At 70.0% G+C, this 13386-nt stretch carries 13 protein-coding genes; 4 read left to right on the forward strand and 9 right to left on the reverse strand.

The window, feature by feature from the left end; translation table 11 throughout:
• Window positions 1-59: 59 nt before the first annotated feature.
• The 4 genes from GKS42_RS26550 to GKS42_RS14410 all read left to right on the forward strand — a co-directional run bounded on the left by GKS42_RS26550 (window position 60) and on the right by GKS42_RS14410 (window position 4371).
• The gene (locus GKS42_RS26550; RefSeq protein WP_232847680.1) at window positions 60-710 is read left to right on the forward strand and encodes an SWIM zinc finger family protein; all 651 of its coding nucleotides are present in this window, start codon (window positions 60-62) and stop codon (window positions 708-710) included.
• A complete protein-coding gene (locus GKS42_RS14400; protein WP_154794448.1) occupies window positions 707-2305 on the forward strand; it encodes a DUF6493 family protein in 1599 nt (532 codons plus the stop codon). The genes GKS42_RS26550 and GKS42_RS14400 overlap by 4 nt, the downstream gene beginning before the upstream one ends.
• Window positions 2302-3198, forward strand: coding sequence for a hypothetical protein (locus GKS42_RS14405; protein WP_154794449.1), 897 nt, complete (start codon window positions 2302-2304; stop codon window positions 3196-3198). Before GKS42_RS14400 ends, GKS42_RS14405 begins: the two co-directional genes overlap by 4 nt.
• Window positions 3199-3348: 150 nt before the next feature.
• Window positions 3349-4371: a hypothetical protein gene (locus tag GKS42_RS14410; RefSeq protein ID WP_154794450.1), complete on the forward strand. Its 1023-nt coding sequence runs from the start codon at window positions 3349-3351 to the stop codon at window positions 4369-4371.
• Window positions 4372-4414: 43 nt separating this feature from the next.
• On the opposite strand, the gene GKS42_RS14415 is transcribed toward GKS42_RS14410, so the two are convergent.
• The 9 genes from GKS42_RS14415 to GKS42_RS14455 all read right to left on the reverse strand — a co-directional run bounded on the left by GKS42_RS14415 (window position 4415) and on the right by GKS42_RS14455 (window position 13138).
• Window positions 4415-5461 (reverse strand): LacI family DNA-binding transcriptional regulator, encoded by a 1047-nt coding sequence (locus GKS42_RS14415; protein WP_154794451.1) that lies wholly within the window; start codon window positions 5459-5461, stop codon window positions 4415-4417.
• A complete protein-coding gene (locus tag GKS42_RS14420) occupies window positions 5458-6240 on the reverse strand; it encodes an SDR family NAD(P)-dependent oxidoreductase (protein ID WP_154794452.1) in 783 nt (260 codons plus the stop codon). The genes GKS42_RS14415 and GKS42_RS14420 overlap by 4 nt, the downstream gene beginning before the upstream one ends.
• Window positions 6237-7421, reverse strand: a complete 1185-nt coding sequence (locus tag GKS42_RS14425; RefSeq protein ID WP_154794453.1) for an acyl-CoA dehydrogenase family protein — start codon at window positions 7419-7421, stop codon at window positions 6237-6239. Before GKS42_RS14425 ends, GKS42_RS14420 begins: the two co-directional genes overlap by 4 nt.
• Complete coding sequence (locus GKS42_RS14430) at window positions 7418-7870, reverse strand: MaoC family dehydratase (protein ID WP_154794454.1); 453 nt, start codon at window positions 7868-7870, stop codon at window positions 7418-7420. The genes GKS42_RS14425 and GKS42_RS14430 overlap by 4 nt, the downstream gene beginning before the upstream one ends.
• Window positions 7867-9087 (reverse strand): CaiB/BaiF CoA transferase family protein, encoded by a 1221-nt coding sequence (locus GKS42_RS14435; RefSeq protein ID WP_154794455.1) that lies wholly within the window; start codon window positions 9085-9087, stop codon window positions 7867-7869. The genes GKS42_RS14430 and GKS42_RS14435 overlap by 4 nt, the downstream gene beginning before the upstream one ends.
• 11 nt (window positions 9088-9098) lie before the next feature.
• Complete coding sequence (locus GKS42_RS14440) at window positions 9099-9923, reverse strand: enoyl-CoA hydratase/isomerase family protein (RefSeq protein WP_154794456.1); 825 nt, start codon at window positions 9921-9923, stop codon at window positions 9099-9101.
• Window positions 9920-10756: a carbohydrate ABC transporter permease gene (locus GKS42_RS14445; protein ID WP_154794457.1), complete on the reverse strand. Its 837-nt coding sequence runs from the start codon at window positions 10754-10756 to the stop codon at window positions 9920-9922. Before GKS42_RS14445 ends, GKS42_RS14440 begins: the two co-directional genes overlap by 4 nt.
• A complete protein-coding gene (locus GKS42_RS14450) occupies window positions 10753-11691 on the reverse strand; it encodes a carbohydrate ABC transporter permease (RefSeq protein WP_154794458.1) in 939 nt (312 codons plus the stop codon). Before GKS42_RS14450 ends, GKS42_RS14445 begins: the two co-directional genes overlap by 4 nt.
• A gap of 106 nt (window positions 11692-11797) precedes the next feature.
• A complete protein-coding gene (locus GKS42_RS14455; RefSeq protein ID WP_168217841.1) occupies window positions 11798-13138 on the reverse strand; it encodes an ABC transporter substrate-binding protein in 1341 nt (446 codons plus the stop codon).
• Between the last annotated feature and the right edge of the window lie 248 nt (window positions 13139-13386).

Raw genomic sequence — 13386 nt, forward strand, 5'->3', positions numbered from 1 at the left:
TCTGGGTCGTCCCAGCCGGCCGCGGCCTGCGCATCACCACGCGCCCGACGCCGGAGGGCGTGTCTCTCTCCGGACTCGACCGGCTCAAGCCGCTCGAGCCGTTGCTGCGGTTCGCCCGGTCCCTGCGGGCGTACGCCGCCCCGCACGACCCGCTCGGCGCCACGGGGCTCTGGGAGTTGGACCTGGACGATGCTCGCCTCGTTCTCGCCCTCAGCCCAGAATCCAGCCGCGGCTTCTCCGGTGAAGGTGGAGTGCTCTGGGACCTCACCGACGAGCAGTCCGCCGACGACGCGGACCTCATCGCTGCCCTGCTCGCGTTCGAACCACGGATCGAGATCGCGCGTCTGGCTGTTGAGTCCGGCCTGGACACCGACCGCGTCACCCGCGCCCTCGGCCGTCTCGGCGCAGCCGGCAGAGTCGGATACGACGCCGCCGAAGCCGCGTACTTCCACCGCGAACTGCCCTACGACCCGGAACGACTCACGAGCATGCACCCACGCCTGCGGGACGCGCTCGCCCTGGTCGAGAGCGCAGCGGTCAGACTCGACGGAGAGACCGCCTACGTCCGCAGCGGCGATTCCGACCACGTCGTACGCCGCACGGTCGACGGTGATCGCTGCACCTGCCCGTGGTACGCCAAGCACAAGGGAGGCAGGGGTCCCTGCAAGCATGTGCTCGCGGCCGATCTGGTCCGGAAGCAGCAACCATGACCCTGGACGGCGTGCTCTCCTGGTTGGAGCACGGTGACACACGCTACGTGCGGGACGCTCTCATCAACCTCACCGAGAGCGACCGGAAGGCGCTGGGCCCGAAGGCTCGCGGTTGGCTCACCCGGGGCAATCCGACGCGCATCCCGGCGACGCATGCAGCACTGGCCGTCCTCGCCACCGCAGATGGCTCGCGGCAGGCCATGATCGCCGGTCAGCACAGCTTCGAGTACAGCCGCTCCTTCGTCGAACACGCGGCAGCGATCCTGCAGGCTCGCGACCCGGCCTGGCTCCCCGCGTTCGTCGACGCCGTACTGGACTTGGCGGACAACGGGAACTGGCGCCTCGCTCGCGGTCTCGTCCGCTCCGGGGCCGTGGCTGCCCCCGAGCATCCCGACTATGTGCGCGGGATCGTCCGCGGCGTGCCAACCTACGGCGCCGCAAACCGGCGGCCCTTGATCGACCAACTCGAGGAGGATCCGGGCCTCGTCGGGGAACCGCTGCTGCGCATGCTCGCAACCGAGGGGTCGGGACGCCTGTTGGCCTACCACGACAGCTTCCAGGAGAACCCCGTCACGTACCTGCCGGCTCAGACCCCGTCCGCTGCGGCGACCTGGCGCGTCACGCTCCTGGTGTTCTCCCAGCAGGGCCGCCTGGATCGCGGCCGGTTGCTCGACACCGTTCTCGCCGCTCCCCTGCGCGACTGGGCCACCGCCGACCTCGGCTGGTACACGGGCATGCACGACGCTCTCCAGCCTTCGCTCGACGAGATCGCAACTCGGCAGGGAACCTACGTGAGGCTCCTCACCGTGGAGCATGGACCATCTGTCAGGACCGCACAGCGCGAACTCCTCCGGCTCGTCCCGGACGAGAGGTTCGAACCGCAGCCGTTCCTGGCCGCCAGTCGCGCGACCCTCGGCCGGACCGACAAGGCCGCCGTGGCCGCTCAGTTGCGCCTGCTCAGCCGATTCGCCGAGGCCCAACCCGGCGCCCCGATCGCCGACATCGTCCAGTTCGCCCTCGATCATCCGCGAGCCGACGTTCGCGAGCAGGCAGCGAAGATCCTCGCACGCCTCGGCGTCGACGTAAGCGTGGCCAGCGAGCGTCCCCGGTTCGTTCCCACCGAGCCGAAGGCGCGCCCGCCGGCCGCGCCTGTGTGTCCCGTGGAGACGCCCGATGAACTCGCTGAGGTGCTCCTGGGACTCCTCGAAGTCGTCGAACCCATCGAGACCGAACGCGCGATCGACGGACTGTTGCGCTTCGCCGAGGATCGTCCCTCGACGGCGGACCTGCTCTTGACCCGTCTGTCCGCTTCGCAGTTCTTCCCGGGCGACCCACGCGTCGCCGCCCACGTCCTGGCCCTCGCCTGGCTCGCACCGCGCGAGCGTGTCCGCGACGGCGACTGGCCGATCCTGCTCGGCCATGCGTCCTATCCCGGCGGGGCAGCCGCCCCGCAGACCTTCGTGGGAGCGATCGGCAGGCGTCTGACCGGCGTCGCCCACGCGGTCCGCGATGGCAGGCACACCTCCTTGGCGATGCCGACGCGCACGGACTTCAGCCTCGATGCGAGGAGCTCGATCGTCGGATACGCGACGTGAGTCGATCGGGGCCGGTCCTTGAACTCGAACTCGTGGTCGCCCTGCTGCGGATCCCTGCCGATGAGAGGGCGGGAATCGCGATCCCGAGCTCATTGCGGAGTTCCGAAGCGGTCGCCGCGGCCCGGGAGTCAGGGCCGCCCGCCTGGCAGCGTCAGGTCGCCCGTGACCAACCCAGTGCCTGGGGGCCGGAACTCCGGATGTCCCTGTTCCGTGACGAGCAGGGGAACGAGGGGCATGCCGCAGCGGGAATCCTCGCCCGATCGAGACCGGAGCGCACCTTCGACTCCGAGGCCGACTATGGAGCGCACGAGCCACGCTTCGAGGAGACACTGGCCCTGGGTGCAGCGCTCCTGCCTCACGACCACGACGTCCTCGCCGCCCACGCGCACCCCTACCTGCAACTAGACCTGCTCAGGCCCCGTGCGTGCTCGGTCCCGGTCGTCGATGCGATCGCGCGGGCAAGGGCGCGCAACCGGGCACCGACATCGTCTGCGCTCGTCCTCGCCCTCGCCGCGAAGGATGCACGCGGCCGGACGGCTGCCCAGGACGCAGTGGTCGACCTCGCTCGCCATGGCGTGCTCGACGGCAAGGACCTTGGGCGCCAAGCCGCGCTGCTGCTCGCTGACGACCTCGTCGTCGGGCGACGGGTCAGCAGTGGGTTGAGCGAGTGTGCCCGCGCCGATGACGCTGCGGTGCTGCCCGTCCTCGACGCACTGCAGGAGATCGGGGCCGTCCTGCCAGGACGTCGCGACGCCGGAGCCTTCCTCGAGTTGGCCGCGAACCTCGCCGAGCGGACGGGCCGCACCATCGCCGTCGCGCCAGAGTTCGAGAGGCTGGCGGCGGGCACGTCGGCATCGATGCTCGCCAAGGCTGCGCGCCGCCTTCTCCGATGAGCCGTCGCCGAGCATCGTCCTCACGTGGCGCTGCCACGGGTTGCGCACCCGTGCCGGCCGGCGCCGCGAATCCCGGGACCGTGGCGGCCCGTCGCCGGTAAAATCCGCTGATCGTCGAGTACCGTCGCTCGCGAAGCTGTGGAGGTTGCCATGCTCTCCATCGTCGTGGAGACCGCGATCGGACTCGCGTTGATCTTCTATCTGATGGCCTTGGTGTGCAGCGCCCTCACCGAGGCGATCGCGAACGCGATGAGAAAGAGGGCCAAGTACCTGCTGCGCGGACTGCGCGAACTGCTCGACGACCCCGGAGATACGGGGACCGGGCCGAGCATCGTCGCGCCGGTGGCCCCGATCGTGGCCGAGCAGGCGCTCTACAGCCAGGCTCTGGCGGCCAACGCAACGACCGTCCCGCCCACCTCCGCAGCCGCGGACGGCGCGTCCGATCCGTGGACGACGGCGGTCATGGGTCACGCCCTCGTCAGACCGTTCAAGGAAGCCCGCTCCACCCGGCAGAAGACCCGGAACCCCAGCTACCTCCCCGCGCGGGCGTTCGCCTCCGTCCTGGTGGACCTGATCGTGCCCGACACGGACGGCGAGACGACCCTCACCGCGATCCGCGGCCACGTCGCCGCCCTGGACGACTCCACCCCGTTCAAGGGCGCCCTGACCAGCATCCTCAAGCGGACCGAGGGAGATGTGAAGACCTTCGTCTCCGCGCTCGAGGAGTGGTACGACGACCAGATGGACCGCATCAGCGGCTCCTACAAGCGCTGGTCCAAGCGGTGGCTGGTGGTCATCGCCGTCGTCCTGGTCGGCGCTGCCGGGATCGACACCCTCTCGATCGGGCGATCGCTGTACGAGGATGCACCGCTGCGTGCCGCGGTCGTGGCGGCCGCCGCCAACGAGAGCCTCTGCGAACAGGACGAATCGTTCGACGAGACGCGCGAGTGTGTGAGGTCCACGCTCACGGAACTGGGATCCAGCAACGGCCTCCCGCTCGGTTGGTCCGAGGACAGCAGGCCCACGACGTTCGCCGGCTGGCTGCTCAAGGCGCTCGGCCTGGCGATCACCGCCGCTGCCGCCGCCCTCGGGGCACCGTTCTGGTACGACGCCCTCAACCGGCTGGGGTCGCTGCGCAACACCGGGCCGAAGCCGAAACCGGCGAACGCCTGACGACGCGCGACTCGGACCCGCGCAGACCTGCCCGTCGCAGTCGCTAGCGCGCGGGTACCTGCCCACCGTTGCGGCTCTCGGGGGGAGGCGCCGTCGAGGACCGCAGGATCAGTTTGGCCGGCCGCATCACGAGTTGCGGGGACTCACCCTCGACCAGCTCGCCGCGGATCCGCTGCAGGAGCAGCTCGGCGGCTCGGGCCCCCACCCAGGCGGCGGCACTGTCGACGGTCGTGAGCCCGATGCCGGGCAGGGATCCGGCCGTGATGTTGTCGTGCCCGATGATCGACACGTCCCAGGGCACGCTCAGGGCCAGTTCCGCGCAGGCGACGAGCCCACCGAGCGCCATCACGTCGTTGGCGAAGTGCAGTGCGGTGGGCCGCGGCGTGCGCGCGAGCAACTCGTGTGTGCCGAGCCGCCCGTCCTCCATCATCGAGCCCACGGTGACCGTGACGGACTCCGGGAGGTCCGCCGTCGCCGCCTCGAAGCCGTGCAGCCGGTCCAGGAACGGCTTGACGGTCGGGTTGCTGCCGACGTACCCGATCCGGGTGTGGCCGAGGTCGCGCAGGTGCTTGACCGCGATCTCGGCACCCTGGATGTTGTCGATCACCACGGTGTCCCAGATGAGCTCGGGCAGATCGCGGCTGGCGAGGACGGTCGGCAGGCCGAGCTCCTCGACGAACTCGAGGTCTCGGGAGCCGCCCTGGACCGAGGCCAGGACCAGGCCGTCCACGCGCCGCTGGACCATCGACCGGATGATCTCGATCTCCCGGCCGGTGTCGCGACCGGAACTGCCCAGGATCAGGTTGTAGCCGCCGGCCTCGACGACCTCCTGCACGCTGGCGACCAGGTCGGGGAAGAACGGGTTCTTGATGTCGGCGATGACCAGGCCGATGGTCATCGAGGAGCCGCTGGTCAGGCTGCGGGCGATCGGGTTGGGGTGGAAATCGAGCTCGCGGATCGCGTCCTCGATCTTCTTGCGCGTCTTCGGTGCGACCGAGTAGCCCAGGGCGACGTTGAGGTACTTGGAGACGGTCGCCTTCGACACCCCGGCCCGCGCCGCGACGTCGTTGATCGTGGGTTTGTTGCTCACCCGAGTACCCCGCCACCGTTCAGGTGCAGCGTCTGTCCGTGGAACAGCGAGGCGCCGGGCCCGACCAGGAAGGCGACCGCGGGGCCGATCTCCTCGGGCAGGCCGAGCCTGCCGATCACGGAGTCGCGGGTGCGTGCGTGCACCCAGTCCGGCGTCGCGTGCGGGGTCACCATCGGGGTGTCGATCGGCCCGGGTGCGATGGCGTTGACGCGCACGGTCGGGCCGATCTCGCGGGCCAGCGCCCGGGTGAAACCGAGCAGCCCGGCCTTCGCCGTGCAGTACGCGACGAAGTCGGTCGCCCCCTTGAAGGCTAGTTGCGAACTCACGTTCACGATGCGCCCCTCCCCTCGCTCGAGCATCCCCGGAACGACCTGGCGGGTGACGATGAAGACCCCGTCCAGGTCGACGGACATGGTCCGGCGCCACTGGGCCAGGTCGGTGTCGACGAGTCGCCGTGACTCCATCCATCCCGCGTTGTTGACCAGGATATCGATCGGACCGAGCTGATCCTGCGCGCGGGTCAGCGCGGCGGCGACCTCGTCGGTATCCGTCACGTCCGCGGACACCGAGACGGTGCGGGCGCCGAGGCCCTCCAGCTCGACGCACAGGGCGCGAGCCTCGTCGTCCTGACGCAGGTGATGCACCACGATGTCGGCCCCGGCGCGGGCGAGGTCGAGGCAGATGGCCGCCCCGAGAGCGCCCACCGCACCGGTGACCATGGCCACCGACCCGCTCAACGGTGCCTGCGCCGTCGGGCCTTCGCGTTCGACGTCAGTCATCGCCCGCCCCCTACTCCGGGCGCGCTGGGCTCAGCGGCCGGCTCGTCGTCCACGAACGGTACAAGGCGGCCGGCGGCCTGCGCCCGCAGGGCACGTCGGCCGAGCATGGTCTCGTGGATCTCGCTGGTGCCGTCGAAGATCTGGGTCACCTTCGCGTCGCGGTGCATCCGGTTCACCGGCTCGTCGCTCACGATGCCGAGGGCGCCGTGGATCTGCATGGCTTCGTCGGTCGCCCGCCGGGCCGCGTCGGAGGAGAACATCTTCGCCATCGAAATGAGGTCCTGGTCTCCCCCGTCTCCCTCGGCGAACGAGCGCGCCGCCCGCTGGGTCAGCGCCCGGGCCGCGTGGTAGTCGGTGGCGATGCGGCCGATCTTGCGCTGGATGATCGCCAGGTCGGCGAGCGGCCGCCCGAACGCGGCCCGCCCGTTCGCCCGTTCGAGGCTGGCGACCAGTGCCCCACGGAGCAGCCCGCACGCGTAGGCGGCGGCGTCGATCCGAGCCATGTTGAGCCCGTCCATCATGCCGGCGAAGCCCTCCACCTCCAGACGGTCGGTGGCGGGCACGGACACGTCGGTGAAGCTGAGCTCACCGTTGGGCATGCCCCGAAAGCCCGAGAGCTCCGGCCCTGGGCGCCCGGACGCGCCGGGGCTCGACATGTCCACCACGAGCGCGACCATCGCCGCGTCGCGGTCGGCGGACCCGACCTTGGCGAGGACGATCGCGAAGTCGGCGACCGGGGCGAAGCCGACCCAGCACTTGCCGCCGTTCAGGACGTACCGGTCCCCGTCGAGCTCGGCGACGGTGCTCATCCCCCTGATGTCGGTGCCGGCGTGCGGCTCGGTGATCGCGAACGCGCCGAACGTCCGCCCGGCGAACGTGGGCTCGAGCCACCGGTCGACCAGGTGGGCCGGCGCGTACTTGCCGAGCAGGTACGTCGTCAGCCTGGTCCCGGCGACGACGAGCGCGACCGCGGGCGAGTGGGCGGCGATGGCCTGCGACACCTCACAGGCCTCCTCGATCCTGCTCGCGTCCGGGCGGCCGCCGCGGCCCGCGAGGATCCGTTGCAGGCCGAGGGCGGCGGCCGTCTCGACCAGCTCCGGTGGGATGGTCGCGTCGCGGTCGATCGCCTGCGCCCGCGGGGCGACGTCGGCGCGGATGAACTCTTCGAGACCGCTGATCATGAGGCACCATCCTCGTCGGGGTAGCAGTACAGGATGTGGGTTCCGACCAGGACGAGTTCCTCGCCCTGGTGGGTGGTCGCGCGCATCTCGGCGAGGGCCTGGCGGCGCTCGGGATCGACGGAGGCGATCGCGTACTCCACCCGGACGGTGTCCCCGAGGAACACGGGCCGGATGAACCGGACCCGGTTGTAGCCGTAGGAGACCGCCGTGACGTCGTGCTCGGTGCACAGCCGGGCGGCCGCGGTGGAGGTGAGCGCCAGCACGAGGGTGCCGTGCGCCATCCGCGTGCCCTGCGGGCGGCCCTGCATGTACTCCTCGTCGGTGTGCTGCGGCGCGAAGTCACCGGTGATCCCGGCGAACAGGCCGACGTCGGCCTCGGTGACCGTCTTGCGGAACACAACTGCCGAGCCGACGGCGGGGAGTCCGTCGCGCCGTCCGGTGGCACTCATGAGGTCACTCGCTCGGCAACGTGCCCGGCGCCGGCGCCGAGGGCACCCGTCGCCAGGAGTGCGTCGAGCTCGTCGGTGAGGCCGAGCTCGGCGATCAGCTCGCCGGTGTGCTCGCCGAGCAGCGGGGCCGGCCGCCGGGCCGGCAGCTGGGCGCCGTCGAGCCTGATCGGGTTGCCGACCAGGTCGAGGCGGCCCGCCTCGGGGTGGTCCACCTGCACGCGACGCTCCGGCCAGGCGACCATCGGGTCGGCCATCATCGCCGGATAGTCGTTGACCGGTGCGCACCACACGCCCGCCGCGCTCAGCGCGTCCAGGCACGGGGCCGAGTCCATGGCCGCGACCAGAGCGCTCACGCGGGCGTTCAGTTCCTCGCGGCGCTCGGTCGCGGCCTCCTTGTCCGGGAAGTCCGCGAGGAGGTCCGGCCGGTCCAGGCCGTCCGCGAGCGCCTGCATGGTCGTCAACGAGATCGCGATGTAGCCGTCGCGGGTGGCGTGGACCCCGTAGGGGGCCTCGATGGATGCGCTGCCGGGCACCGTCGGCCGGACCGGCGCCGTTCCGGAGTTGATCGCGGTGACGACCTCCTGGGTGGTCTGGTGCAGCATCGCGCCGACCAGGTCCACCTCGATCAGGCGACCTGTGCCGGTGCGGGCCCGCTCCACCAGTGCCGCGGCCGCGCCGAGGGCGAGCATCGTGGCGGCGTGGACGTCGGCGACGAACGGACCGGCGGGGGTCGGGTCGGCGTCGCGGGTCCCGGTCAGCCAGAGCGCCCCGGTGCGGGCCTGGGCGAGCAGGTCCTGGCCCGGCATCCGCTGGTCGGCGGCGTGCGGCCCGTACCCGGAGGCCGAGCAGTACACCAGCCGGGGGTTCAGTTCGTGGACCCGGTCCCAGCCCAGCCCGAGACGGTCCATCACACCGGGCCGGAAGTTCTGCACCAGCACGTCGGCGGTCTCGATCAGGCGCAGCGCGATCCGCAGCCCGTCCGGGTCCTTGAGGTTGACCGCGACCGACCGCTTGTTCCGGTTCATCGAGAGGAACTGCGAGCTGTGGCCGTTCAGGAACGTGGTGCCGGACAGGCGGCCCCGCTCACCGCCGTCGACGGCTTCGATCTTGATCACGTCGGCGCCGAGGTCGGCGAGCATCTCGGCCGCCCAGGGGCCCTGCATCATGTGGGCGAAGTCGAGGACGCGGATGCCCTCGAGGGGAAGGGTGTTCGTCATGGAGGGCGTCCTTACGCGTCGATGAAGGTCGGCAGGCGCTTGGCGAGGAAGGCGCTGGTGCCCTCCTGCAGGTCACGCGTGGGCAGGGTCTCGTCGATCAGGGCCTCGAGCGCGCGACGGACCTTCGGCAGGCCCGTCGTGACGAGCTCCTCGTTGAGGAACCGCTTGGTCAGCCGCTGTGCCTGCGGGGAGGCGGCGCGGATCCGCGCGATCGTCTGCTCGAGCTCCTCCCCGAGGTCCTCGTCGGGGACCACCCGGTTGACGAGCCCGAACCGCGGCGCGTCGGCGGCGCTCACCCAGCCCATCTCGAACGCCATCTCGTTGGCCAGCTTGCGTCCGCTCTCGTGCGCCGCGACGCCGACCTGGACGGTGGGCCAGGCCCCGATGCGGCCCTCAGGCAGCGCGAACCTGGCGGATTCGGCCGCGATGGCGAGGTCGGAAACGAGCACGAGTTCGCAGCCGCCTCCGACGGCCAGCCCGTTCACGCCGGCGATGACCGGGTACGGGTGGGTGGCGATCGCCTCCATGGTGCCGAGCAGGCCACCGATGAAGAAGTCGTGGGCGCGTTCGCGGGTGGTGTGCTGGGCGAACGTGGCGATGTCGTCGCCGGCGCAGAAGGCGCGGCCGGTGCCGGTCAGGACCACCGGCCCGGGTGCCTCGGCGGCGGCCTGGTGCAGCGCCGCCGTGATCCCGTGCCACCCGTCCAGGTCGAGGGCGTTGAGCTTGCCCGGCCGGTCGATGACGATCCAGGCCGCATCGTCCCGGACCTCGAACTTCACATACATCTGCGACTGCTCCTCGGCTTGGTGGTGGCGGGCTTCATCGGTGGCGCTCACTTGATCGCGCCGGCGCCCCAGCCGGCGATCAGGTACTTCTGCAGGTACAGGAAGGCGAGCAGGACCGGCAGGCTGACCAGGGCCGCGGCGGCCATGAGCAGCGGCCAGTCCTGCAGGCTCGCGTTCTGCAGGTCGTGCAGGGCGACGGGCAGCGTCTTCATGTTCGTGTCGGTGATGAGCACCCGGGCGAACAGGTAGTCCTCCCAGGCGAGCAGGAACGTGAACACCGAGACGGCGATGATGCCGGGGGTGGCCTGCGGCAGGACGACGTACCAGGCGCTCTTGACCCGGTTCGCGCCGTCCAGGAACGCGGCCTCCTCGAGCTCCTTGGGGATGGAGTTGAAGAACGGGCGCAGCAGCCACATGCTGAACGGCACCCCGAACGAGGCGTATGCCAGGATCATCCCGCCGTAGGTGTTGATCAGGCCAAGGTCGCGGAACAGCCCGTACAGCGGGACCACGACGACGATCGGGGCGAACGTGTACGCGTACAGGATCCCGGTGGTGAAGGCCTTGCTGCCGGGGAACTTGAAGCGGGTCAGGCCGTAGGCGGCCATCGCCGAGACGGCGATGGACAGCAACGTGGCTCCGGTGGAGATGATCACGCTGTTCTTGGCGTAGGTCAGGAATCCGGTGCTCTCGATGAGCCGGACGTAGGCACCGAAGTCGGGCATCGTGGTGAAGAACCGCGGCGGGTTCGAGAACAGCTCGGTGCCGGGCTTCACCGACGTCAGGACCATCCAGTAGAACGGGAACAGGTTCACCGCCACCACGATGACGATGCCGATGGCCAGGACGTACCGCGGCTGGGTGAGTCGCTTCAGGGTGCTCATTCGGTGTCCTCCGAGCGTCGGTGCAGGGTCTTGAGGTAGACCGTCGTGAAGACGACGAGCAGGACGAACATCACCATCGCGAGGCTCGCCCCGGCGCCGAGCCGGGACTCCCCGAAGATCGTCTGGAACGTCAGCAACGGCAGCGTCCGGACCTCCTGGCCGGTCCCGGCGAAGAGGTAGACGATGTCGAACTTCGTGAACATGAACATGAATCGCAGCAGCGCCAGGGTCAGCAGCACCGCACTCAGCTCGGGCAGGATGATGTGCCAGAACCGGCGCCACGGGCCGGCCCCGTCCACGGTTGAGGCCTCGATCACGGACGGGTCGACGGTCTGCAGCCGGGCCAGCACGCTGATCACCACGAACGGCGTGTACATCCATACCGAGACCACCACCAGGGACGCGAAGATCCAGGTCGGGCTGAGCAGGTTCACCGCGTCCGCCCCGGGCAGCACGGTCCGCACGAACCAGGAGTACGCGCCGTTGTTGGGCTCGAGCAGCCAGCGCCAGACCAGGGCGACGATGATCGCCGGGATCATGTAGGGCGCGATCGCGATCAGCCGGACGACCCCACGGCCACGGAAGTTCTGGTGCATCAGCAGGGCCACGACGACGCCGAGGACGAGCTGGATCACCACGGTCAGGACCGCGTAGAGCAGGGTCGTGCGCAGGCTCTGCCAGAACTGCGGGGAGGCCGCGAGGTTGGCGAAGTTCCCGAGCCCGATGTCATTGATCCGGGGTAGGTAGGCGTGGGCGTCGGTCAGGCTGAGCCGCGCCAGGTACACGATCGGCACGGCGATGACGCCGAGGACGAGGACGGCTGACGGGATGACCAGCAGCACGCCCCAGAACCATTGGGGCATGCGGGGCTTGCGAGCCGCCTTGAGCGGCGGACCGGTGCCGGTCTCGGCACGCACGGGGGTGTCTGTGAGCATGGGAATCCTCGGGAGGGGGTCGGGAACGGTGGCGTTGCGGCCCTGACCGGGCGGGTTGGCCGCCGGTGGGCTGACGGGAGCGCCGGTCAGGGCCGCAACGGCGTTGTCAGTCCTGGTACTGCGGGGAGAGCAGCTCGTCGGCCCGCTGCTGTGCGGTGGCGGCGGCCTCGGCGGGATCGACGCCGCTCTCGACGACCTCCATCACCATGTCGACGAGGATCGCCGAGCCGTACAGGTCGCTCAGGTACGGCAGCGACATCTCGTCGGCGCTGGTCACCATGAGCGGGTAGGCGTGCCCGGACTCGAGAGCCTCCCGCTGCACGTCGATCCAGAAGCCCCAGTCCTGCACCTCGGGCAGCGCCTGCCACTCCGGGTCCTCGAACATCGACGGCATGACCGGCAGCAACTGGGTGGGCACCGTGCCGATCCAGCTGAGGTAGTTGTCGTGCTCGTAGAAGAACTTCAGGAAGTCGATGGTCGCGTCCGCGTCCGGGGAGTCCTTGAACACCACGAACGGCTCCGCGTCGAGCTGGGTGATCCAGTCGTCGCCGGAGGGCCCGATCGGACGCGGGCCGTAGACCTGGATGTCCTCCCCCGGCACCAGGTCCGGGGCCTGCTCCTGGAACGTGTACACCGCGCGGCCGAAGGAGTAGATGGTCGCCGCATCGCCGTTCGCGAGGCCGCTCAGGCTGTCCGCGTAGGCGGCGGAGGACCACTCGGGGGCGAGGATGCCGGTGTCCTTGAGCTCCTTCCAGTACTCCAGGACCTCGATCATCTCCGGGGTGTCGATGGTGACGTGGCCGTTCTCGTCGAACAGCGTGCCGCCGTTCGAGCCCAGCCAGAGGTAGAGATCCTCGTTGACGTTGTGCGCGGCGGAGCCGGCGAGCAGGAGCGGGGAGACCCCGGGGTTCGCCTCGGCCACGGCGGACCACTGCTCGATGGACTCCGCCCAGGTGGTGACGTCCTCGGGGGTGCCGGCCTCGGGCGCGTTCGCGTACATGTCGGCGCGGTAGGTGGTGGTGTCGGTGCCCCAGGCGTGCACCACGCCGTAGGTGTGGCCGTCCTCGAGCTCGAACATCTCCTGCAGCTGCGGGAGGTAGTCGCCGTCGAAGGATTCGACGACCTCGTCGAGCGGGAGCAGCAGGTCCTGGCCGTACAGCGTGCGCACGAACATCGGCTCGACGTGAGTGATCTCGGGCAGGTCGCCGGCAGCGAGTGCGGCCTGGAACTTCACCTGCAGGTCACCCCACGCGACCGTCTCCTGGATGATCTCGACGCCGGGGTTGGCCGCCTCGTACTCGTCGATGATCTCCTGCATCGCCTCGACGGTGATGGGGGTGGACTCGGTGTGCCACAGGTTGATGGTGGCGCTGCCGTCTCCTTCGTCGGTGCCGGGCGTGCCCGAGCCCGAACACGCCGTGAGTGCGGCGGTGGTCGCGATCGCCACCGTCGTTACCAAGCGGGCTTTCCTACGCATACGGCCTCCTTGCCGGGTTGGTTCCGCAGCATCGGCGATCGGCACGAAGGCGATGTCGATGCTCCGGTGCCCTCCATCACGGGAGTTCGGAGAGCGTTGTTCGCACACTCTCTAACACCGGTTTCCATCTGTCAAGGCGTCAGTTCGTGCTCGCTCCTTCCTTAATTTGCACCAATTCGGCGATTTCGCGGGCGCGCCGGCACCGTGACTTGACATCT

Origin of the sequence: Occultella kanbiaonis, from assembly GCF_009708215.1 — a bacterium.
GTDB classification, from domain to species: Bacteria; Actinomycetota; Actinomycetes; order Actinomycetales; family Beutenbergiaceae; genus Occultella; species Occultella kanbiaonis.